The sequence below is a fragment of the Ancylomarina longa genome, assembly GCF_003996985.1.
GTDB classification, from domain to species: Bacteria; Bacteroidota; Bacteroidia; order Bacteroidales; family Marinifilaceae; genus Ancylomarina_A; species Ancylomarina_A longa.
This window is the reverse complement of the sequence record NZ_RJJX01000004.1, coordinates 186,728-206,358: the sequence shown is the minus strand read 5'-3', so window position 1 is coordinate 206,358 and position 19,631 is coordinate 186,728. Positions and strand designations below refer to the sequence as shown.

Here is a 19,631-nt window from a genome sequence, read left to right as displayed (position 1 = left end):
AAAACAAGTTCTATCCAATTTGGATATGATTTGAGAGAATAAATTTAAATTTGTCATGAGAGAAAGTTTTTTTTGTTGTGCAACTCAAAGATAATTTGAGATACTTAAATTCTTTCTCTCTTTTTAATCGTTTAGGACGCTATTGATATAGAAATTGTAAAATTAGAATAAAGGGAAGTAATTTGGATTTATTTTTTACGGTATAGAATTATTACGATAATTGTAGAAAATTGAAAATCTATTAGTGTGTTTAAAATTTATTTAACATCTTTGTTTGGCTTTAGTCTACTAATCGATTAATAATTATGAATATGCGTTTGTTAGTATTATTTCTATTGGTATTTCAGCTTTCGGCATCTGAAAGGTCGATGGCTGAAATATCACCTAAAAATGATAATCAGGAATATGAAGTAAATAGGGATCAACTTCAAACAATTTATGAGCTAGGAACATCCTATCTTCAGGTTTCTTTGGATTCTGCCAACGTTTATGCAAATCGGTTGAGGTGTAAATCTGTTTTTATCGGTGATACTTTGTATCTGGGATATGCTAATTTATTAGAAGCTAAAGTTTCTTACCGTAAGTCGGAGTATAATAGAACAGTTAATTTCATAGAAGAAGCACTAAAGCAATTGAGTGATAGTTTATTGGTGGATAGAGCAAATTGCTTTAATATTTGTGGTAATGCTTATATTAAGATGGGAAACTATAAGTTGGCATTGAAATCTCATCTGACATGTTTAAAAATTAGAAATCAGCTTGGAGATGAATATTTTATTTCAAAATCACTAAATAATATCGGTAGCGTTTTTTTTAAATTAAGGGATTATAATTCTGCTATTGATTATTACAATAAATCTTTGGAGATAAGAATAAAACAAAAGGATCTGACGGGAATTGCCTTGTTGAATAACAATATTGGTAATATTTATTTCGAAAAAGGTGATCGGGTTAATGCGTTGATAAAATATTTTAATGCGTTTCACACAATCGATAAGGAGCAAAATATTTATTGGAAACCTCTCCTTTTGAAAAATATTGGTGAGGTATATCAATCTAAAGGAGAAATTAGTAAAGCTATTGTGTTTTATCAGAGAGCATTGTATGAGGCGAGGGAGATGGATGATCAAGCTGCTGTAGCTACTTCCTGGATTCATTTGGGGAGAGCATATTTGAATGAAAAAAGATACAATCAATCACTAGGAGCCATTAAGAAGGCATTATCTATTTCTAAAAAATACAAGATTCCAGAGCTGGAATTGGAAGGTGATAGATGTTTATCACTCTTTTATGAGCAAAGAGGAGATTATCAAAATAGTTTAAGATTTCAAAAGGAATATAGTCTATTAAAAGATAGTTTATTTAGGCAAAATAATAGAAAGGAAATTGCGGAGATGAGTGCCAAATATAAACTAGACAAAATCGAGAAGGAGAATATTTATTTTAAACAAAAATCAAAAATTCAGGAATTAGAAATCGAGAAGCAGAATACTCGCAATAAATATTTTTCAATTTTAAGTGTTTTAGTTTTAGCAGTAGTGATTTATACTGTGCGTTCAACAAAGCAAAAAAAGAGACACAACGTTTTACTAAAAGAAAAAAATAAAACTATATACAAACAGAATAAGGAATTAGGGCAGTTGAATGCAACTAAGGATAAATTTCTATCCATTGTTGCACATGATTTGAAAAATCCATTTAATGCCGTTCTAGGGTTTTCTGATTTGCTGATTGATAGATATTTTGATATAGAAGAGTCAACAAGAATGGAGTATTTAGAAATCATTCATAAATCAGCTGCAAATGGCTCTGTCTTGTTAGAAACTCTGCTCACATGGTCAAGATCAAAAATGGGCATTATGACTTATAATCCAATAGAGTTTGATTTGATTGACGTTGCATCCGATGAATTGGAAATTTTGAAGGATAAGGCTTTGATAAAGAATATTGAATTAGAATTCAAATTTAATATGAGCTATTGCGTGAAAGCGGATATTGATATGGTTCGTACTGTAATTCGGAATTTGGGAAATAATGCCATTAAATTTACTAAGGAATATGGTAAAGTGATCTTATCGGTATCAGAGAGGTCTGGATTGTTGTATTTTTCAGTTAGGGATAATGGAATTGGAATTAAATTTGATGATCTTTCGAAATTATTTAAATTAGATTCGAATTTCACACGACCAGGTACTTCTAATGAGAAAGGGACAGGTTTGGGATTAATCCTTTGTAGGGAGTTTATAGAAAAAAATGGAGGAAGTATTGGAGTTCAAAGTCAGGAAGGAGTTGGAAGTGAATTCTGGTTCACTTTAAAGATAAACTCCTCTGAAATATTAAAAAAAACCTCTACTCGGGGAGCAGAGGTTAAAAGTTTATCGTGTTAGCAAACTATCTCATATCATTAATCTCTACATCCGGATTTGCCTTGGTGTCAAAAATAAAATCACTATCGGAATAGGAGAGATTTGGGATTAATTTCTTAAGTACAATGCTGATATTATTACCATCTTTTCCAATTGATTTCAGAGATTCAATTTGATTGGTTTTGGCATTGATTTTTAGTCTAATTGAAGAAAACCCTCTGTCTGTATTATCTGGAAATAGATCAATCAAGTGATAATTGCCTTTTGCAGTATTTTCCTCACCAACATATTTATAGGTAAATCCATTTTCGTAAATAGAAAATATTTTTGCGGGATTTAATGCTTCATCATCATCTTCATCAGGTTCTTTAATGCTTACTTCATCTGCATCTATTAAATAAGAATAAATGGTAGTACCATCAAAATAGGTGTCAACTCCCATCAATTTTAATCTGTATTTATCTCCTTTTAATATAATTTTTCCTTCAGAAACTTCGTGAATATCTTCCTCTTTATTATCCATTGAAAATGTGAAATCAGCCATTATCGTTTTGTACTCTTTATTTTTAGCCGAAACTTTATCAAGAATGGATTTTGCCTTATTATTTTGAGCAACGAGGTTGAGACTTAACATTCCGATGAAAAGGAAACAAAAAATGTTTTTCATTTGATATAATTTTATTATTTATGCGTAATTGATTATCAATAATTGTGCCAGTTCTAGGCCATAATTTCGTTTAATAATTTTTCAAGAGAAAATTCATCATGGATGAGTACTTGCCTTGCTTTGCTACCCTCGAAAGGGCCAACAATACCGGCAGCTTCTAATTGGTCAACAATGCGTCCGGCCCGATTGTAACCGATTGAAAACCTTCTTTGTATTCCTGATGTTGAACCTTGCTGAGAACCAACTACCAATCTTGCGGCATCTTCAAATAAAATATCTCGTTTTTGAAGATCTACCTCTGCTGTATTTTCTGAGGATTCTCCAACGAATTCAGGCAATAATAGAGCTGAAGGATAGGATTGCTGTTTTTGGATGAATTCTGTAATTGCCTCTACTTCAGGGGTGTCGACAAATGCACACTGAATTCGAACTAAATCGCTTCCCAATGAAATAAGCATATCTCCTCTACCAATCAATTGGTTTGCCCCCGGACTATCAAGAATAGTTCTTGAGTCAATCATGGATGCAACTTTAAAAGCAATTCGGGCAGGAAAGTTCGCTTTAATAACACCAGTTATTATGTTTGTAGATGGTCTTTGAGTTGCAATGATCATGTGGATACCAATTGCTCTGGCTAGTTGTGCAATACGTGCAATTGGAGCTTCAACTTCTTTCCCTGCAGTCATTATTAAATCTGCAAATTCATCAATGATGACTACAATATAAGGAAGATAGCGATGCCCGTTTTCCGGATTTAGTTTTCTCTTTACAAATTTTGTGTTGTATTCCTTTAGATTACGAGCATGCGCTTTTTTTAAGAGATCATATCGCGAATCCATTTCAACACAAAGTGAGTTTAGCGTGGCAATCACCTTGTGTATATCAGTAATAATCGGTTCTTCGGCATCGGGCAATTTTGCTAAAAAATGTTTTTCAATTGTTGAATAAATGCTTAATTCAACTTTCTTAGGATCGATTAAAACAAATTTTAATTGAGAGGGATGCTTCTTATACAAAAGTGAAGTAATGATAGCATTTAAACCTACTGATTTACCTTGTCCTGTTGCTCCAGCCACTAAAAGGTGTGGCATTTTTGTTAGATCAAGCGTATAAGTTTCGTTGGATATGGTTCTTCCAAGGGCAACAGGTAGTGCATATTTAGATTCCTGGAAAATTTTGGATGCTATAATACTTTTCATCGAAACAATTTCCGGTGCTCGATTTGGAACCTCAATTCCAATAGTTCCTTTACCGGGTATCGGGGCTATAATACGAATTCCCAAGGCTGCAAGATTTAAGGCAATATCATCTTCTAAATTTTTAATTTTAGATATTCTGATTCCCGGTGCAGGAACAATTTCATATAAAGTTACTGTTGGACCAATGGTTGCCTTAATTTGAGTTATTTCAATTTTATAATGCCGGAGAGTTTCAACAATTTTATTTTTATTTGATTCCAACTCTTCTTTACTAACTGCTGAGTTGTTAGCCTGGTGTTCAGCTAATAGCTGTAAAGGAGGGTATTTATAGTGTGATAAATCAAGAGTTGGATCGAAATCGTGTAATGGTTCATGTGATATCTTAACAGTTTCCTCCTTATTTTTGGCATTTTCAATTTTTAACTCTAAATCAGTTTCTGTATTTTTTCCCTTAAGAGAATCTTCTTGCAATGTTTCTATAGGATTCGATAAAGGCTCAGGACTGAGAATGATTTCTGCTGTTAAATCTTCAGCTTCCTCTTTCTTTTCTGATTCGTTTACAGAGCCATTTTTTAAATTACTGTCATTAGCAACTGTTTCTTGATTTTTTTCAGGTTTATTTTTGTGCTTGAAAAGTTTATTAAAGAATTTTGTTGAGTTTTGAAAGCCAAAGGTGATAAAGCTAAGAGCACTTAGTATTAATATAAAAAGGGTACCTATATTTCCAATGGCAGAAATGAGCCATTCACTCATAAAATACCCGTGAGCTCCACCTAAATACAGAAAGGAATCGTTTGTTGAATCAATAAAAACGAAAGCCATAAAAATAGATGTCCAAATACTGAAAATTAAGGTATACAATACAGTTTTTCTTATGGATTGAATTTTAATTCCCCAGAATCGGAGGGAGATTAAAATTAGTATATACAAGAATGAAAAAGAGGCGATTCCAAATCCTTTGTTGATTAACAAATTGGAAATGTAAGCACCAGTCTTTCCAGTCCAGTTTTCAACTCTAATTTGAGAATTGGTAATTAATTCAAGCCATTTCATATCCAGCTTGCTTTGATCAGCACCACCTGTAAAGAAAAAGGATACAAAAGCAAGACCAATATAAATGCTTAGTAACGAGAAGCTAATGCCAAACAAAAATTTAGTTCGCTCATCAGCTAAAAATTTAGGTTTGGTGATAATTTTCTTTTTTGATTTTGTATTTAGTTTTTTATTTTTCGCCATTTATCAGATATTCAAGGTGTTGTATTGATTGCGTAGATGCAATAATTTATGTAAAAGTAATAAAAATGATAAGGAAATCCACAGGAAAGTATTCTGAAAAAGATAATTTTGTAAGGGAAATTTTTAATTAATTGAAATCCACAATATATTTTTTCAAGGTTTCCATGTCTGCTTTTACATAGTTGGTCGGGATCTGAAAATCTTCCTCGGCTACATTTACATGATTTACCTGAATAGCGGTAAATTTTGTTTTTACATTATTCATGCTTGTTTCAAATTGCATTAGAACACCAGACAGCATGTTTAATGGTGTGTTTCTATTGGGCTTATCCAAGCCAATTTCCAGAGTGTAGAAAATTTTGATGGGATTTATAGTTTTGTCTTGATGAAACAATGTTGCCATTTTACATTTATACCCAGCAATCATTTTTGTGGAGTCAGAATATTCAATATGTGAAGGAGCCTTTCTGTTATAAATAAAAGCTATCTCATCCTTAGGAAATTCGTAATTGAATTTGTTGTTGAGGACTTTTAATAGAATATTGCTATGATTTTCTTTATAATTAGAAATGAATTTCGTACTAAAAAAACCTAGATAACCTTCAGATATTAAGCAAATATTGTTATTCTTAAATCGAAGTTCAACCTTATTTGGCAATAGCGCAATGATTGGATTATCTTTCTCTGAAGTGAAATAACTTACTTCGTAAGTGATGATTCCTTCTTTTAGTGTATTATTGGTTTGATTTTGTTTTTTACAACCACCCAGAATTACAGATAAAAGTATGATGAACAGAGCTTTCTTCATGAAATAATTCTTAAGTGATAGATTGTTAATTATATAGCTTGTCTTATTCCAACAAATATACTTTTTTTTAAAGACATTCTAAAAATAGGAAAACATTGTTGAAAACAATACAAAATTGGCTGTTCTTACATTAAAAATAGCCAAGCTTTTACGAATGAGTAATTATTTGAACTTAAAAAGAAGATGTGCTCGATTTTAGTAAGTTGCTTTAAGATTTAACGAGTCATTTATAAAATAAACATAAGAGCGTTGTTTAATTCGGATTTTGCAAACGTGTGAGACATTCTTTATAATTCGCTTTGAAATTCATTTATTTAAGATGTTTTTTACTAAACAGTAAAAGCAAAATCCCGTAATGTGTTGAAAAACAGGATTAAAAAATATTTTTAAAAAAACGTAAAATTTCTTGTTTTGTGTTTTATTTTTTTAGATTTGTAGCAAAATTAAGAGAAACATAAATCAATAAATAATGAATAAATTAGCTATAGTTGCATTGGGAGGTAACGCTTTACTTCGAGGCAATCAAAAAGGAACTGTAGAAGAGCAAAATCAAAACACTACAGATACCTTGGAAAATCTTATTTTCTTAATAAAGGAAGGTTACGATATTGTTATTGCTCATGGAAACGGGCCTCAGGTTGGTAATATACTAATGCGTAATGATGCAGGAGAACAAATGTATAATATTCCTCAAATGCCTTTAGATATTGACGTGGCAGATTCTCAGGGTGGAATTGGTTATATGATCGAGAGAAATCTTAGAAATATTCTTAAGAAGCATGGCATTCAAAAAGATGTGATCACTTTGGTAACTCAGGTTGTAGTTGATAAGAACGATCCTGCATTTCAAGATCCACAAAAGAGAGTTGGAAAAATATACACCAAAGAACAGGCCGATGATTTGTCTTCTAGTAAGGGATGGATTTTTAAAGAGGAAGTGAAAGCCCATGGTGGATGGAGAAGAGTTGTTCCTTCCCCTAAGCCCGTACGAGTTATGAATGAAGCTATTGTTGAAGATCTTGCCAGAAAAGGAAATATCGTAATTACTGTTGGTGGAGGCGGTGTTCCGGTGTATGAAGATGAGAATGGTCAAATTTGCCCTGTTGAAGGTGTGATTGATAAAGATTCTGCTTCTGCATTGATAGGAGCTAGAATAAAAGCTGATGAGTTTTATATTCTTACTGATGTACCATTTATCTACAAGAATTTCAAAAAAGAAAATGAGGAAGCTATAGAGTTTTTAAATTATCAGGATACTCTGGAATTATTGAAGGATGGACAATTTGCTGAAGGAAGTATGGCACCTAAAATTAGAGCTTGTCTTGATTTTGTAAAAAATGGTGGTAAGAAGTCTGTGATTACTGAGGCTACAAAGCTGGATGATAGAAAATATGGTAGTAAAATTACCATGGAATATGAAAATTAGTAAGTGAATTTAGAATCTTGTTAATTGTCTTTGTTATATAAATTCAAGATTATATTTTTGAACTTTAATTGTTAATACTTTAAAAATAATATAAAATGGCATTCAATCTTAGAAGTAGAAGTTTTTTGAAACTTTTGGATTTTACTCCAAAAGAGATGAAATTTATGTTGGATTTAGCTACAGATTTAAAGAAAGCTAAATATACGGGTACTGAACAGCAGAAATTAGCAGGCAAGAATATTGCTTTGATCTTTGAAAAATCGTCAACTCGCACAAGATGCGCATTTGAAGTTGCCGCTTTGGATCAGGGAGCTCATGTTACTTATCTTGGTCCATCCGGATCTCAGATCGGACAAAAAGAATCGATGGCAGATACAGCCCGTGTTTTGGGCAGAATGTATGATGGTATCGAGTATCGTGGTTTTGGTCAGGATATTGTTGAAGAGTTAGGAAAATATGCTGGAGTTCCTGTGTGGAATGGTTTGACAAATGAATTTCATCCAACTCAAATTTTGGCAGATTTTCTTACTATGATGGAGCATTCTGACAAGTCATTACATCAAGTATCGTTTGCATATCTTGGAGATGCCAGAAATAATATGGCGAATTCGTTGATGGTAGGTGCTGCAAAAATGGGTATGGATGTTAGAATTATTGGTCCTAAATCTTTACAGCCAGATGCTAACTTAGTTGCTCAATGTAATGAAATCGCCAAAGAAACTGGTGCAACAGTTATAGTTACTGATGATGCGAAAGCTGGTGTTAAAGGATGTGATTTCTTATATACAGACGTTTGGGTTTCAATGGGTGAACCAGATTCTGTTTGGGAAGAAAGAATTTCTTTGTTGAAGCCATATCAAATCAATAAAGAATTGATGGATGCTACAGAAAATGCAAAATGTAAGTTTATGCATTGTCTTCCTGCTTTTCACAATCGCAAAACAAAAGTTGGAGAAGAGATTCATCAGAAATTTGGATTGGACGGAATGGAAGTTACTGAGGAAGTATTTGAATCATCCGCTTCTATTGTTTTTGATGAAGCCGAAAATAGAATGCATACCATTAAAGCTGTGATGGTTGCAACTTTGGGAGCTTAGTGAAATATATTTATTACATAGAAAGGGACAATATCTAAATATTGCCCCTTTCTTTATGTTATTATGTGAATTAAATTTCTTGACACCCTTTGTTTGCAAGGGTTATTGTGATTTCTAATTTTTAATATATGTAAAATTGTGGTTCTTTTGAATAAGACTAGTCGTTAATTTCTTTTTTCTCAGTTCATTTTTAAAACTACAACTACTGCATCCTCCACATTTTGTATCCTGTTTCAGAATAAGTTTTATAAACTGGTATATGCTATAAAATGCAGCGGAACCTACGATGATATATGTTGCTATTAATTGAAAATTTATCATACTTAGAGTATTAAATTACCTATTTGAAAGGTTATAAAAGAAATAATCCATGCTAATCCTGTGGTATAAAAAACTACAAATGCAGCCCACTTCCAATTGGCTTCTTTAACAATGGTAACAACCACTGCAATACAGGGGAAATAGATCAATATAAATAGGAGAAAGGATAAGGCAGATAAGGAGTTAAAAACTTTTTCACCATTTCTGTAATTACCCGTAAACTCTTGTTCCTTTAATTTATTTCGCAATCCTTCATTTAGCTCCGTGGCTTCATTACCTTCATGGTAAAGAACCCCCATTGTGCTTACAACCACCTCTTTTGCCGCAATTCCTGTTAGTACGCTAACGGTCATTTTCCAATCAAATCCAAGTGGGTGAAGTACTGGAGCTACAAAATGTCCTATTTTTCCAATATATGAGTTTTGTTGCTTTTCTTCCAATTTAGAATTTTGCAATTGCTTGATTCTAGCATGATGCTCTGCGACTACATTTGATTTAACTATGCTGTTCTCCTTCTCGTTAGCAGTTTTTTGTTTAAACTCCTGATTTGTTTGGTGGATAAGCTGATCGTAGTCTTTTGTGTATTTTACTTCACGAGGAAAATACCCTAAGGCCCAAATAATTATTGATGCAAATAGAATTACACCTCCCATTTTTTTAAGGTATTGAGCACCTTTATTCCACATGTGACGTGCGGTTGTTTTAAGAGTCGGAAGACGATAGGGAGGTAGTTCCATTACAAATGGAGCTTCCTTTGATTTAAAGAAACTGGCTTTAAATACTTTGGCAAAGATAATGGCTAATAAAATTCCCAGCATGTAGATTCCGAAAAGAACCAGACTAGCATTTGCCGGAAAAAAGGTTCCTATTATAAGAATGTAAACAGGAAGCCGAGCACTGCAGGACATGAAAGGTATGATTAGCATAGTGAGAATTCGATCATTGCGATTCTCTAGTGTTCTTGTCGACATCAGAGCTGGCACATTGCAGCCAAATCCCATTACCAATGGAATAAACGATTTTCCATGTAAACCAATTTTATGCATGAGCTTATCCATGATGAATGCGGTACGAGCCATGTAGCCTGTATCTTCCATGAAGGAAATGAAGAAGAATAAAATCATAATGTTTGGTAGGAAAATAATTACACCACCAACACCTCCTATAATACCATCTACAATAAGGTCTTTTAATGGGCCATTAGACATATACTGATTAATAAAGCTTCCTAATGCTGCGATACCCTGATCTATCCAGTCCATAGGATATTGACCCAAATTAAAGGTGGCGTAAAACGTAAGAAACATGAATAGAAAAAATATAGGAAAACCGAATAGTTTGTGTGTTAAAAATGTATCAATTATTGTAGTTTTCCTTCTTCTCTTAATTGGATTTTCGCGATATGTTTCTTTTAAAGCTCCGTCAATAAAACCATATTTGGCATCTGTAATTACTGTTTCGCAAACCTCACCAAATTCTTTTTCGAGTGTTTGTACGGCTTCTGTAGTATGTTTTTTAATATTGAAAAAACGATCACTTTCTTTTATTGCATTTTTGGCACTTTCATCATTTTCCAATAGTTTAATAGATAAAAATCTTGGCGATATTAAGGAACAGAGTTTTTTGTCTTGTGAGATTTCGTTTTGAATTTTTGAAATAGATTTTTCAACAGGAATACCATAGTTGATATGTATATGTCTGACAATTGGGTCTTTGTCTTCATATACTTCACCTATTTTATCAAATAATTCTTTGATTCCTGTACCTTTTGAACTAACAGTAGGAATGATTGGAATTCCCAGCATCTGTGAAAGGGCTTTGTGGTTAAATCTTGCACCATTTTTTTCAAGTTCATCATACATGTTTAAGGCAATTACTACCTTAATATCCATATCGATAAGTTGTGTGGTTAGATAAAGATTCCTTTCAAGATTGGAGGCATCTACAACATTTACAACTACATCCGGATGCTCACCTAAAATATATTTTCGTACATAAAGTTCTTCGGGGGAGTATGCAGTTAAAGAATAAGTTCCCGGAAGATCAGTAATGTCAAAACAGTAGCCATTTTGTTTGACTTTGGCTTGTTTGGAATCTACGGTAACACCACTGTAATTGCCGACATGTTCTTTTGATCCCGAGGCAAAATTAAATAGTGTTGTTTTGCCAGCATTAGGATTACCAACTAATGCAACTTGAATCTTTTTACCCTTCTTTTTTGCAGAGGTTTTAAGAATGTCATCTTTTAAGGTTCCTTCGAAACCATTTATTTTGAGACTTTGGGCTTCTTCTCTGGTGATTACTTCAATAAGAGAAGCTTCTGAACGACGCAAAGAAACTTCATATCCCATTATTTCATATTCTACCGGATCTTTAAGAGGAGCATTCTTGATTACCGTAACTTTTTTCCCTTTCACGAATCCCATTTCAGTTATTCTCTTTCGAAATGCTCCGTGTCCCAGTACCTTTACTATTATTCCTTCTTGTTTGTTCGTTAATTCAGAAAGCTTCATTCGTTAAGAATTTCTATTCATGTCCCTACTAGTTACAATACAGGTGTTCAGTGCAAAATTCAAGTTTTTTAGTCCTTATTTGTATATCCACTGCCGTCTGTATGCTTTGATGTTATTTAAGTCGTGTCAAACGTATAGTAAATAACGGTCATTTGCAATCACTACTTATTGGTATTTTAATAGAAGGTAATATTCTCGGTTGACCTAAAAAGCTGATGATTCATAATGTAGTGATGCGGTTAAAAATTATTATAAAATCTTAATACCGGATAAAAAATGGTTATAAAAAAAAGCCATTCAAATGAATAGCTTTCTATTAGATTTTATTTAAGGATTATTCAGCCAGATCTTCAAATTCAACATTTGAAAAAGTTTCTGTTTCCAAGCCTTCTATGATATCTGCAGATTCATTTTGTTCCAGTTTCATTGGCTCGGCCTGTTCTTCTAAATTAGAATTTTTAATGAAATCTATAGCACTAATCAAACCTTCAGAAAATTTGTCAAAATCTTCTTTGTATAAAAATATTTTGTGTTTTTCGAAACTAAAGTTTCCTTCCTTGTCATAACGTTTCTTGCTTTCAGTAATTGTTAAGTAATAGTCGTTTTTCTTTGTAGCTTTTACATCGAAAAAATAGGTTCTCTTTCCTGCTCTTACCGCATTTGAGAAAATTTCTTCATGTTTATTTCTACTATACCCTTCTTTTTTGTCGTAACCTTCCATTTCAAATAAATTTTTTATTTATTCTATATATTGTATCCAAAAATAAAAAAATATACGTTCTAATTGTTGTTTTCGGGTAATTTATTATACAAAAAAGGGTTATTTAAAATCAGTATGCAAACCTTTTCATACAGATGGCTTTGATTTTGATTGGTTTGTAATATGTAAAATATTAAAGTGTAGTGAGAAAAATCTTTTTGGATAAATGACTGTTTTTCTTGCAGGCAAATAAAAAACGACTAATTTTGCAGCCACAATAACAATTTTGTAAAGTTCTTTAAAGGTATGATTAGTAGAAGATTACTCAGGGTGAAAGTGTTGCAATTGCTGTATGCGTATTACAAGAATCAGGATCGCACAATTGCTAAAGCTGAAAAGGAATTATTTTTCAGCGTCGGAAAAGCATATGATTTATATCATTATTTACTTTTACTGATTGTAGATTTGGCTTTCCTTGCAGAAAAGAAGATAGAAACTGCAAAGAATAAAATTATTCCTACCGAAGAGGATTTAAATCCCAATACAAAGCTTGTAGATAATAAGTTAATCAGGCAATTAGCAGATAACCTCCAATTGTCTGGTTATGCAGCTACTAATACTATCACTTGGACAGATCAAGAGGATTTCGTTAGATCAATGTTTGAAAAGCTGATTCACTCCGATCTCTTCATCAATTATATGGAATCGGATACTAATTCCTATCAAGCGGATAAAAAATTTGTTGAGAAATTTTATTCTAATTTATTAGCTGCAGATGAAGACTTTTATTCTCAAATGGAGGAGAAGAGTATTTATTGGAATGATGAAATCGAGTTTATTATTAGTATGGTAATTAAGACAATAAAGTCTTTTGAGGAGACGGACGATAGGAATACCACATTGATGTCTTTGTTTAAGGATAAAGATGACGAGGATTTTATGAAGACTCTTTTTCGGAAAGCTGTAATTCATCACAAAGAGCATCTTGATTTAATAGAGCAAAATACTAAAAATTGGGAGTTGGATAGAATTGCTTTTATGGATATTTTAATCATGGAATTGGCGTTAACCGAGATTCTTGAGTTTAAGAGTATTCCGGTAAAAGTGAGTTTCAATGAATATCTGGAAATTGCCAAGTATTATAGTACCGAAAATAGTAGCAATTTTATTAACGGTATCTTAGATAAGATGATCAAGGATTTAAAGGCCAATGGTGACGTTAAAAAAGTTGGACGGGGATTGGTAGGTGAAAAATAGGATACTATAGATATTATTAAGGAATGCGTAAATACAAAATTTTGCGCATTTTTTTTGTTTTTAAGTTTTGTGTGCATCTAATTTACGTAAATTGGGAATCATTTAAGAAGAGGATGTTCTTGTTTTGAATTGCTGATTAACTGTGATTTAAAAGTAGATTATTATTCTCTAAAGAGATTTTTTAGAATCGGATTTACCGTTTATAACCATTTAATTTGAGTAGAAGATTTAGCAATAATGAATAGTCTAAAGCATCATTCCAAAATTTATTTCACCTTATTCTTGATAATCAGTTATTCTACTCTGCTTGGAGCTTGTGGAAATAATAGTGAAAAGGGAATCTCTACGCAGAGCAATAAGAATAGAAATCCTGAAATAGCCAAAAGTTATCCTAAATTTGAGTTTACTGAAGAAATACATAAATTTGGGGTGATTTCGGAAGGTGAGATTGCTGTTTGTGAGTTTTATTATAAAAATACAGGGCAAGCTGATTTGATTATTTCAAATATCGAGACTAGCTGCGGTTGTACTGCTGTGGATTGGGATAAATATCCATTAAAGCAAGGAGAAGAAGCAAAATTAAGTGTGCAATTCGATTCTAAAGGTCGATCGGGGATACAATATAAAGCCATTACAATTTTTTGTAATACGATTGAAGGCACAAAAGAGTTGATTATAACTGCACAAGTCGAATGAATTTAGAACTTTATCATATATAAAACGGTCAGGAAGACCATTAAATTTTGAATTGAAATGAATAATTTATTAAACATCTTATTGATGGGACAACCTCAAGAAGGTCAAAGCCCACTAACTTCTTTTATACCTTTGATTTTAATCATTGTGGTATTTTACTTTTTTATGATTCGTCCACAAATGAAGAAACAAAAAGAGTTGAAAAAGTTTCGTGAAGAATTGAAAAAAGGAGATAAAATTGTTACTACCGGAGGTATTTATGGTAAGATCCTTGAAATTCAGGAACGTGCAATTATTATTGAGGTTGAAGGACAAAATCGATTGAAAGTTGATAAAGCAGCAGTTGTGAAAGATATGGCTGATGTCGCTCAAAAATAAATGAATGAGACTGTGCCTTTAAGGGCACAGTCTGTTTTTAAAACATCTGTACCTTGAATATTATTGATCTACAAAAACTGAAAACTCTCTTTAATAAGGAGAATGTCACATCTAACAAAAAACTCATAGTCTATTTGTTTTTTGTTGGTGTTTCAACTATTTTCTGGTTTTTGAATGCTTTGAGTAAAGAATATACTTCCAATTTAAAGTATCCCGTGGAGTATGTGAACCTACCTAAAGATAAGGTCTTGGTAAATAAATTACCCAATTATCTTAATTTGCGGGTATCCGCTTTTGGTTTTGATATCCTTAAGTATAAATTGAGTTCTGCTTTTTTAACGAATCCTTTCGATGTTAATTATTTTACAAATAATCGAATAAACAATAGTTCCATTTTTGAGTATTCATTACCAACCAATCAATTGATCAGTCGTTTGGAGCATGAAATATCTTCAGAGATAAAATTGCTCTCTATTGAGCCTGATACACTTTATTTTGAGTTTTCTCCTATCTTAAGTAAAAAGGTTGCAATTCATTATAATGTAATTACCAATTTTGAACATCAATTTAGGTTGGGTGATTCGATTAAAGTGGAACCTGATAGCATTACAATTAGAGGGCCAGAGACTTTTTTAGATAGTGTGAAGTGTGTGGAGACCAACAATCTAGTTTTGGAAAAGCTTACTAAGGATACACAAAAAAAAGTATCATTAAAATCAATATCAGGGATCGAATTTTCGCAAAAGAAAGTCCTGATTAGTATTCCCGTTGAACGCTTTACAGAGGCACAAAAAATGGTGCCAATCAACGTTGAAAATCTTCCCGATTCGCTTATCCTGCGTTTATTTCCTGGAGAAGTGAAAGTATCTTATTTTGTGGGTTTAAAAAAATATGAAACAGTGTCTGCAGACCATTTTGATTTACATGTAGATTATTTAAATGCAGTCAAGAGTAAAACGAATAGGCTAAAGGTCGACTTAACCAGAAGTCCTGATTTTGTTTCTAATGTAAGATATTATCCCCTGAGTGTTACCTATTTGATTGAGAAGAGAAATTCCGATCAGTAATCTTCATTATCCGAAATATATTAATATGCTTAAAGTTGGTTTAACAGGAGGTATCGGTACTGGTAAATCTTTGATTGCAAAGATTTTTACTTTGCTTGATATTCCTGTTTATATTGCCGATCTAAAAGCAAAGAAATTAATGAATACCAATTCTGATATTCGGGAACAACTTATTCAGCATTTTGGCATACAAGTGTTCGATTCTGATTCTAATCTGGATAGGGGATATCTTGCCAAGATCATTTTTAACCAACCAGAAGCTTTACAGAAAGTTAATGAAATTGTGCATCCTGTTGTGCGGGCTGATTTTGCATCTTGGTGTTTAAAGTACAGTAAATATCCATATGTAATACAGGAATCTGCGATTCTATTTGATACTGGATTGTATAAAATTTTCGATAAGATTATTACCGTGACCGCTGATAAGGAGATACGAATTAAGCGGATTATTAAGCGGGATCTAACCACCAGAGAATTAGTGGAGGAACGAATGAAGAATCAATTAGAAGAAAGTATTAAAATTGAGAAATCAGACTACGTAATTTTTAATAATTTGGAATTGGTGTTACCACAAGTGATAAAGATTGATGCTTTCCTTCGCAGTTTATCCAAATCTTAAACCTGTTAATTTTTGTTAACTGCATAGAAATTTTCTAAAGGAGATTTTCTATTTACTCATCTTTTGTTTTCTTTGTGAATTCGTGGAATAAAGCGAAGATTAAATTATAATATCAGAAAATGGCAAGATACGGAAAATGGATCGCCGGAGGTTTAGGTTGGGCTTTTTTAGGTCCGATTGGTGGAGTGCTAGGCTTCATGCTGGGATCTGCATTTGATTCAGTCGATATAGAAACAGTTCACAGAGCAGGAGCAACCCAACAAGGTGATTTTGTAATGAGTCTCCTGGTTTTGGTTGCCGCTGTTATGAAGGCTGATGGAAAAGTAGTTCGATCGGAATTGGATTACGTAAAAACCTACTTTATTAAGAGCTTTGGACCAGGAAGAGCCAGCGAGGCGATTAACCTATTAAAGGATGTGCTAAAGCAAAATATTCCTGTTGAAGAAGTTTGTAGACAAATTCAACACAATCTGGATTATTCTTCTCGTTTGCAGTTAATGCACTTTTTGTTTGGTATTGCCCAGGCTGATGGAATAATTTCAAGTGTTGAGCAGGTTTTAATAGATAAGATTTCCTATTATTTGGGGATTCAATCGGGCGATTATGCTTCCATTAAATCTATGTTTGTGGTATCTACCGATTCCAGTTACAAAATTTTAGGTTTGACCGGAGATGCAAGTGATGATGAGATTAAAAAAGCCTATCGTAAAATGGCTGTAAAATATCATCCCGATAAGGTGAGTTATCTGGGAGAAGATGTACAGAATGCTGCAAAAGAAAAATTTCAAAAGGTGAGCGAAGCTTTTGAGAGGATCAAAAAACAGCGGGGATTTGCTTAATTTAATTGAAATTTGAACTATTTTTCAAAAATAGTTTTATTAAATGTAATGGAATTATAAATTTGTGCTTCCAAATAAAAAAATGAAAATATGTTGAAAGGAATATTAGCTATATCAGGATATCCTGGTCTTTTTAAAATGGTTTCGAATTCAAAAAATGCCATAATCGTGGAATCATTGATAGATAAAAAGCGTATGCCTGCCTATGCGTCTTCAAAAATTAGTGCGTTAGAGGATATTGCCATTTTCACTGATGAAGGTGATGTGCCATTGACAGATGTTTTTGTAAGCATAAAGGAAAAGGAAAACGGCGAGAAGGCCATTAGTCATAAAGCTTCAGGAAATGACTTAAAAGCTTATATGGGTGCGATTCTTCCTAATTATGATGAAGATCGTGTTTATGTTTCGGATATGAAAAAAATCTTCCAATGGTATAATTTATTGCAGGAGAATGGATTGTTGGAGGATGCCAAAGCGAAAGAAGAAAATACAGAAGAATAAGGATTTCGAATCTGATAATAGGAGCTGCCTTAGAAATAGGGTGGCTTTTTTCTTTTTATATGGTTCTGTCAGGTTTTTTACAGAACTTGTATATTACGAAAAACAAGCTTGCACAGCCCGTGGATAAACAAAAATTTATATTACGAAAGTGGAAATCTGGTGATGCACAAGCCATTGTAAAGCATGCCAACAATAAGAATATTGCAAAATTTTTAAGAGATAGTTTTCCCTCTCCCTATACATTCGTTGATGCTTCCCATTGGATTCAATATGCAAATTGCGGAGTGAATGGGGTACAGTTGGCAATTGTTGTGAATGAGGAAGTGATTGGGTGTGTTGGGGTGGAAATAAAGGATGATGTTTACCGAAAATCAGCCGAACTTGGTTATTGGCTTGGAGAGGATTATTGGAACAAAGGCATTATGACTAAAGCAGTGAAACAAATGGTAGAATATGCATTTTTAAATCTGAATATCGTGAGATTATTTGCCTATGTTTTTGAAGGAAATAATGCCTCCTGCAGGGTACTGGAAAAAGCTGGTTTTATTCTTGAATCCATACAGAAAATGGCAATTTACAAAAATGGAAAGCTGAAAGATCAATTGATTTATGCCATGGTGCGATTGGAAGAGGTGAAATGAAAATCCGCCATTCCCTTAAGAATTTTCAATTGGAATGACGGATTCTTTATTGATTTTCTACTTATTCTTCATCGAAAATAATATTATAGCTCTCCCAAAAATTCTTATTGTAAGCCATATTTTCATAATATGCTCGTTTTTCTATTATTTCGGGGTTTTGCGTATTGATTTTGGTGATTAACATTTCGGTATTGATATCTAAATTCTTACATTTTCCACTGGCTTTTTCTTTCAGTTCATGATGACGCTTATAGCTTATATAGCTCAAATAGTAGCTGCCAGAGTATTGTTTGTAGGTAACGCTAAAATCATACTCAATTTTTAAAGGCTGCCATTTTTGCCTTTCCGGATTCACATAAAAGCTTCTACCTTGAGGGGAACAATTGCTTGCCTCCACATGTGTTTCGTTTTTAATAACAGCATAGTCTTTCGTTTTAATATAAATTTTTCCGGAATAGCTTTTGGCATAGTAATCGCCAGTATTACTCAACATTGGTTTTTTACTTTTGTAGCTGATCACCCAAATGGAATCATTTTCATATTCAGATACTCGCTCTAACTTTAAATCGTAAAAGCCAATATGGTTCGCATTCAGAATATTACCGCGTCCACGCACAATATCCATCTCTAAAAGTTCATCCAGATAGGTAGAGGCATCAGCTAAAGATGCTGGTTCGAAATTCTTACGCACCTGTAGAAATTTGTATCCTCGTTCCTTAAATACCTGATAAGCATCCTCTCGCTGGTAACCTTTATCATCATAGATTCTAACTGCAGCTTCGCGCAAGCGACTTAATTCGTTATTCACCAGTTTTTCCGATCGATAATAAACATCATAATTAAAGGGTGTTTGGATATAATTATCAGGGATTTTTTCGACTGCAGTTTTTAAAATCTTTTGTAATACTTGTGATTCTGCCATTACCTCCACTTCGCCAATACTGTAATTCACCGGACTCAATTCTATTCTTAGGGTATCCTGCAGTATGCAGTTTACCACTGTTTCGGTGTAGGTCGTGAACCCCACTGCTGAAGCTTGAATCGTTTTATCTCTATATTTTCCTGGTATCTTAAACTCAAAAACACCATCGAGATTTGATGCTGCACCAATATAGGAGCCTATGATTCCAACATTTGCAAAAGGGATGGGGTCTTGATTTTGTTTATTTATGAGTTTACCAACAATGCGAATAATTTTAGGATTAGATTCTGTTGTAGCTTTTTCCTGTGCATTCGCAATTACCGATATCATCAGTAGGGCCAATAAGAAACTATAGTATTTATTCATGTTTTGTGGTTT

Annotated in this window: 18 protein-coding genes; 11 read left to right on the top strand and 7 right to left on the bottom strand. The window is 33.0% G+C overall.

Annotation, left to right across the window (positions count from 1 at the left end):
• Nucleotides 1-311: 311 nt before the first annotated feature.
• Nucleotides 312-2,387: a tetratricopeptide repeat-containing sensor histidine kinase gene (locus tag DLK05_RS05220; RefSeq protein ID WP_209319721.1), complete on the top strand. Its 2,076-nt coding sequence runs from the start codon at nucleotides 312-314 to the stop codon at nucleotides 2,385-2,387.
• A 4-nt stretch (nucleotides 2,388-2,391) separates the two neighbouring features.
• Here the strand turns inward: DLK05_RS05220 and lolA1 are convergent, their stop codons facing one another.
• The 3 genes from lolA1 to DLK05_RS05205 form a co-directional block, all read right to left on the bottom strand.
• Nucleotides 2,392-3,033, bottom strand: a complete 642-nt coding sequence (gene lolA1, locus DLK05_RS05215; RefSeq protein ID WP_127342954.1) for an outer membrane lipoprotein periplasmic chaperone LolA1 — start codon at nucleotides 3,031-3,033, stop codon at nucleotides 2,392-2,394.
• A gap of 53 nt (nucleotides 3,034-3,086) precedes the next feature.
• Entirely contained in the window at nucleotides 3,087-5,468 is a 2,382-nt protein-coding gene (locus DLK05_RS05210) for an FtsK/SpoIIIE family DNA translocase (RefSeq protein ID WP_127342953.1), read from the bottom strand.
• A 127-nt stretch (nucleotides 5,469-5,595) separates the two neighbouring features.
• A complete protein-coding gene (locus DLK05_RS05205; RefSeq protein ID WP_127342952.1) occupies nucleotides 5,596-6,276 on the bottom strand; it encodes a hypothetical protein in 681 nt (226 codons plus the stop codon).
• A 469-nt stretch (nucleotides 6,277-6,745) separates the two neighbouring features.
• Here DLK05_RS05205 and DLK05_RS05200 point away from each other — a divergent pair, with 469 nt between their 5' ends.
• Together DLK05_RS05200 and argF are read left to right on the top strand one after the other, a co-directional pair.
• The gene (locus tag DLK05_RS05200) at nucleotides 6,746-7,702 is read left to right on the top strand and encodes a carbamate kinase (RefSeq protein ID WP_127342951.1); all 957 of its coding nucleotides are present in this window, start codon (nucleotides 6,746-6,748) and stop codon (nucleotides 7,700-7,702) included.
• Nucleotides 7,703-7,797: 95 nt separating this feature from the next.
• Complete coding sequence (argF, locus tag DLK05_RS05195) at nucleotides 7,798-8,799, top strand: ornithine carbamoyltransferase (RefSeq protein WP_127342950.1); 1,002 nt, start codon at nucleotides 7,798-7,800, stop codon at nucleotides 8,797-8,799.
• Between the two features lie 114 nt (nucleotides 8,800-8,913).
• Here argF and DLK05_RS18910 read toward each other — a convergent pair whose 3' ends face one another.
• From DLK05_RS18910 to DLK05_RS05180, 3 genes are all read right to left on the bottom strand, one after another.
• The gene (locus DLK05_RS18910) at nucleotides 8,914-9,120 is read right to left on the bottom strand and encodes a FeoB-associated Cys-rich membrane protein (RefSeq protein WP_127342949.1); all 207 of its coding nucleotides are present in this window, start codon (nucleotides 9,118-9,120) and stop codon (nucleotides 8,914-8,916) included.
• A 2-nt stretch (nucleotides 9,121-9,122) separates the two neighbouring features.
• Nucleotides 9,123-11,633 (bottom strand): ferrous iron transport protein B, encoded by a 2,511-nt coding sequence (gene feoB, locus DLK05_RS05185; protein WP_127342948.1) that lies wholly within the window; start codon nucleotides 11,631-11,633, stop codon nucleotides 9,123-9,125.
• A 334-nt stretch (nucleotides 11,634-11,967) separates the two neighbouring features.
• Nucleotides 11,968-12,354 carry a DUF3276 family protein gene (locus tag DLK05_RS05180; RefSeq protein ID WP_127342947.1) on the bottom strand — a complete coding sequence of 129 codons (387 nt, stop codon included), beginning with the start codon at nucleotides 12,352-12,354 and terminating at the stop codon, nucleotides 11,968-11,970.
• Between the two features lie 285 nt (nucleotides 12,355-12,639).
• Between DLK05_RS05180 and nusB the strand changes: the two genes are divergently transcribed.
• The 8 genes from nusB to DLK05_RS05140 all read left to right on the top strand — a co-directional run bounded on the left by nusB (nucleotide 12,640) and on the right by DLK05_RS05140 (nucleotide 18,331).
• Entirely contained in the window at nucleotides 12,640-13,590 is a 951-nt protein-coding gene (nusB, locus tag DLK05_RS05175; protein WP_127342946.1) for a transcription antitermination factor NusB, read from the top strand.
• 237 nt (nucleotides 13,591-13,827) lie between these two features.
• Nucleotides 13,828-14,286 carry a DUF1573 domain-containing protein gene (locus tag DLK05_RS05170; protein ID WP_127342945.1) on the top strand — a complete coding sequence of 153 codons (459 nt, stop codon included), beginning with the start codon at nucleotides 13,828-13,830 and terminating at the stop codon, nucleotides 14,284-14,286.
• A gap of 57 nt (nucleotides 14,287-14,343) precedes the next feature.
• Nucleotides 14,344-14,664, top strand: a complete 321-nt coding sequence (gene yajC / locus DLK05_RS05165; RefSeq protein ID WP_127342944.1) for a preprotein translocase subunit YajC — start codon at nucleotides 14,344-14,346, stop codon at nucleotides 14,662-14,664.
• A gap of 53 nt (nucleotides 14,665-14,717) precedes the next feature.
• Complete coding sequence (locus tag DLK05_RS05160; protein ID WP_127342943.1) at nucleotides 14,718-15,731, top strand: CdaR family protein; 1,014 nt, start codon at nucleotides 14,718-14,720, stop codon at nucleotides 15,729-15,731.
• 25 nt (nucleotides 15,732-15,756) lie between these two features.
• On the top strand, nucleotides 15,757-16,350 hold the full coding sequence (gene coaE / locus DLK05_RS05155; protein WP_127342942.1) for a dephospho-CoA kinase: 594 nt from the start codon (nucleotides 15,757-15,759) through the stop codon (nucleotides 16,348-16,350).
• Between the two features lie 119 nt (nucleotides 16,351-16,469).
• The gene (locus DLK05_RS05150; protein ID WP_127342941.1) at nucleotides 16,470-17,189 is read left to right on the top strand and encodes a TerB family tellurite resistance protein; all 720 of its coding nucleotides are present in this window, start codon (nucleotides 16,470-16,472) and stop codon (nucleotides 17,187-17,189) included.
• Nucleotides 17,190-17,279: 90 nt separating this feature from the next.
• Nucleotides 17,280-17,690, top strand: coding sequence for a DUF5606 family protein (locus DLK05_RS05145; protein ID WP_127342940.1), 411 nt, complete (start codon nucleotides 17,280-17,282; stop codon nucleotides 17,688-17,690).
• 119 nt (nucleotides 17,691-17,809) lie between these two features.
• Nucleotides 17,810-18,331 carry a GNAT family N-acetyltransferase gene (locus DLK05_RS05140; protein WP_209319720.1) on the top strand — a complete coding sequence of 174 codons (522 nt, stop codon included), beginning with the start codon at nucleotides 17,810-17,812 and terminating at the stop codon, nucleotides 18,329-18,331.
• Nucleotides 18,332-18,392: 61 nt separating this feature from the next.
• On the opposite strand, the gene DLK05_RS05135 is transcribed toward DLK05_RS05140, so the two are convergent.
• Nucleotides 18,393-19,619: a carboxypeptidase-like regulatory domain-containing protein gene (locus DLK05_RS05135; RefSeq protein WP_127342938.1), complete on the bottom strand. Its 1,227-nt coding sequence runs from the start codon at nucleotides 19,617-19,619 to the stop codon at nucleotides 18,393-18,395.
• Nucleotides 19,620-19,631: the final 12 nt, after the last annotated feature.

Coding starts and splice junctions, on each gene's coding strand:
- DLK05_RS05180 (WP_127342947.1), bottom strand. CDS start 12,354: ATGGAAGGTTACGACAAAAAAGAAGGGTATAGTAGAAATAAACATGAA.
- DLK05_RS05210 (WP_127342953.1), bottom strand. CDS start 5,468: ATGGCGAAAAATAAAAAACTAAATACAAAATCAAAAAAGAAAATTATC.
- DLK05_RS18910 (WP_127342949.1), bottom strand. CDS start 9,120: ATGATAAATTTTCAATTAATAGCAACATATATCATCGTAGGTTCCGCT.
- DLK05_RS05205 (WP_127342952.1), bottom strand. CDS start 6,276: ATGAAGAAAGCTCTGTTCATCATACTTTTATCTGTAATTCTGGGTGGT.
- nusB (WP_127342946.1), top strand. CDS start 12,640: ATGATTAGTAGAAGATTACTCAGGGTGAAAGTGTTGCAATTGCTGTAT.
- DLK05_RS05135 (WP_127342938.1), bottom strand. CDS start 19,619: ATGAATAAATACTATAGTTTCTTATTGGCCCTACTGATGATATCGGTA.
- DLK05_RS05170 (WP_127342945.1), top strand. CDS start 13,828: ATGAATAGTCTAAAGCATCATTCCAAAATTTATTTCACCTTATTCTTG.
- DLK05_RS05150 (WP_127342941.1), top strand. CDS start 16,470: ATGGCAAGATACGGAAAATGGATCGCCGGAGGTTTAGGTTGGGCTTTT.
- DLK05_RS05145 (WP_127342940.1), top strand. CDS start 17,280: ATGTTGAAAGGAATATTAGCTATATCAGGATATCCTGGTCTTTTTAAA.
- coaE (WP_127342942.1), top strand. CDS start 15,757: ATGCTTAAAGTTGGTTTAACAGGAGGTATCGGTACTGGTAAATCTTTG.
- yajC (WP_127342944.1), top strand. CDS start 14,344: ATGAATAATTTATTAAACATCTTATTGATGGGACAACCTCAAGAAGGT.
- argF (WP_127342950.1), top strand. CDS start 7,798: ATGGCATTCAATCTTAGAAGTAGAAGTTTTTTGAAACTTTTGGATTTT.
- DLK05_RS05200 (WP_127342951.1), top strand. CDS start 6,746: ATGAATAAATTAGCTATAGTTGCATTGGGAGGTAACGCTTTACTTCGA.
- feoB (WP_127342948.1), bottom strand. CDS start 11,633: ATGAAGCTTTCTGAATTAACGAACAAACAAGAAGGAATAATAGTAAAG.
- DLK05_RS05220 (WP_209319721.1), top strand. CDS start 312: ATGCGTTTGTTAGTATTATTTCTATTGGTATTTCAGCTTTCGGCATCT.
- lolA1 (WP_127342954.1), bottom strand. CDS start 3,033: ATGAAAAACATTTTTTGTTTCCTTTTCATCGGAATGTTAAGTCTCAAC.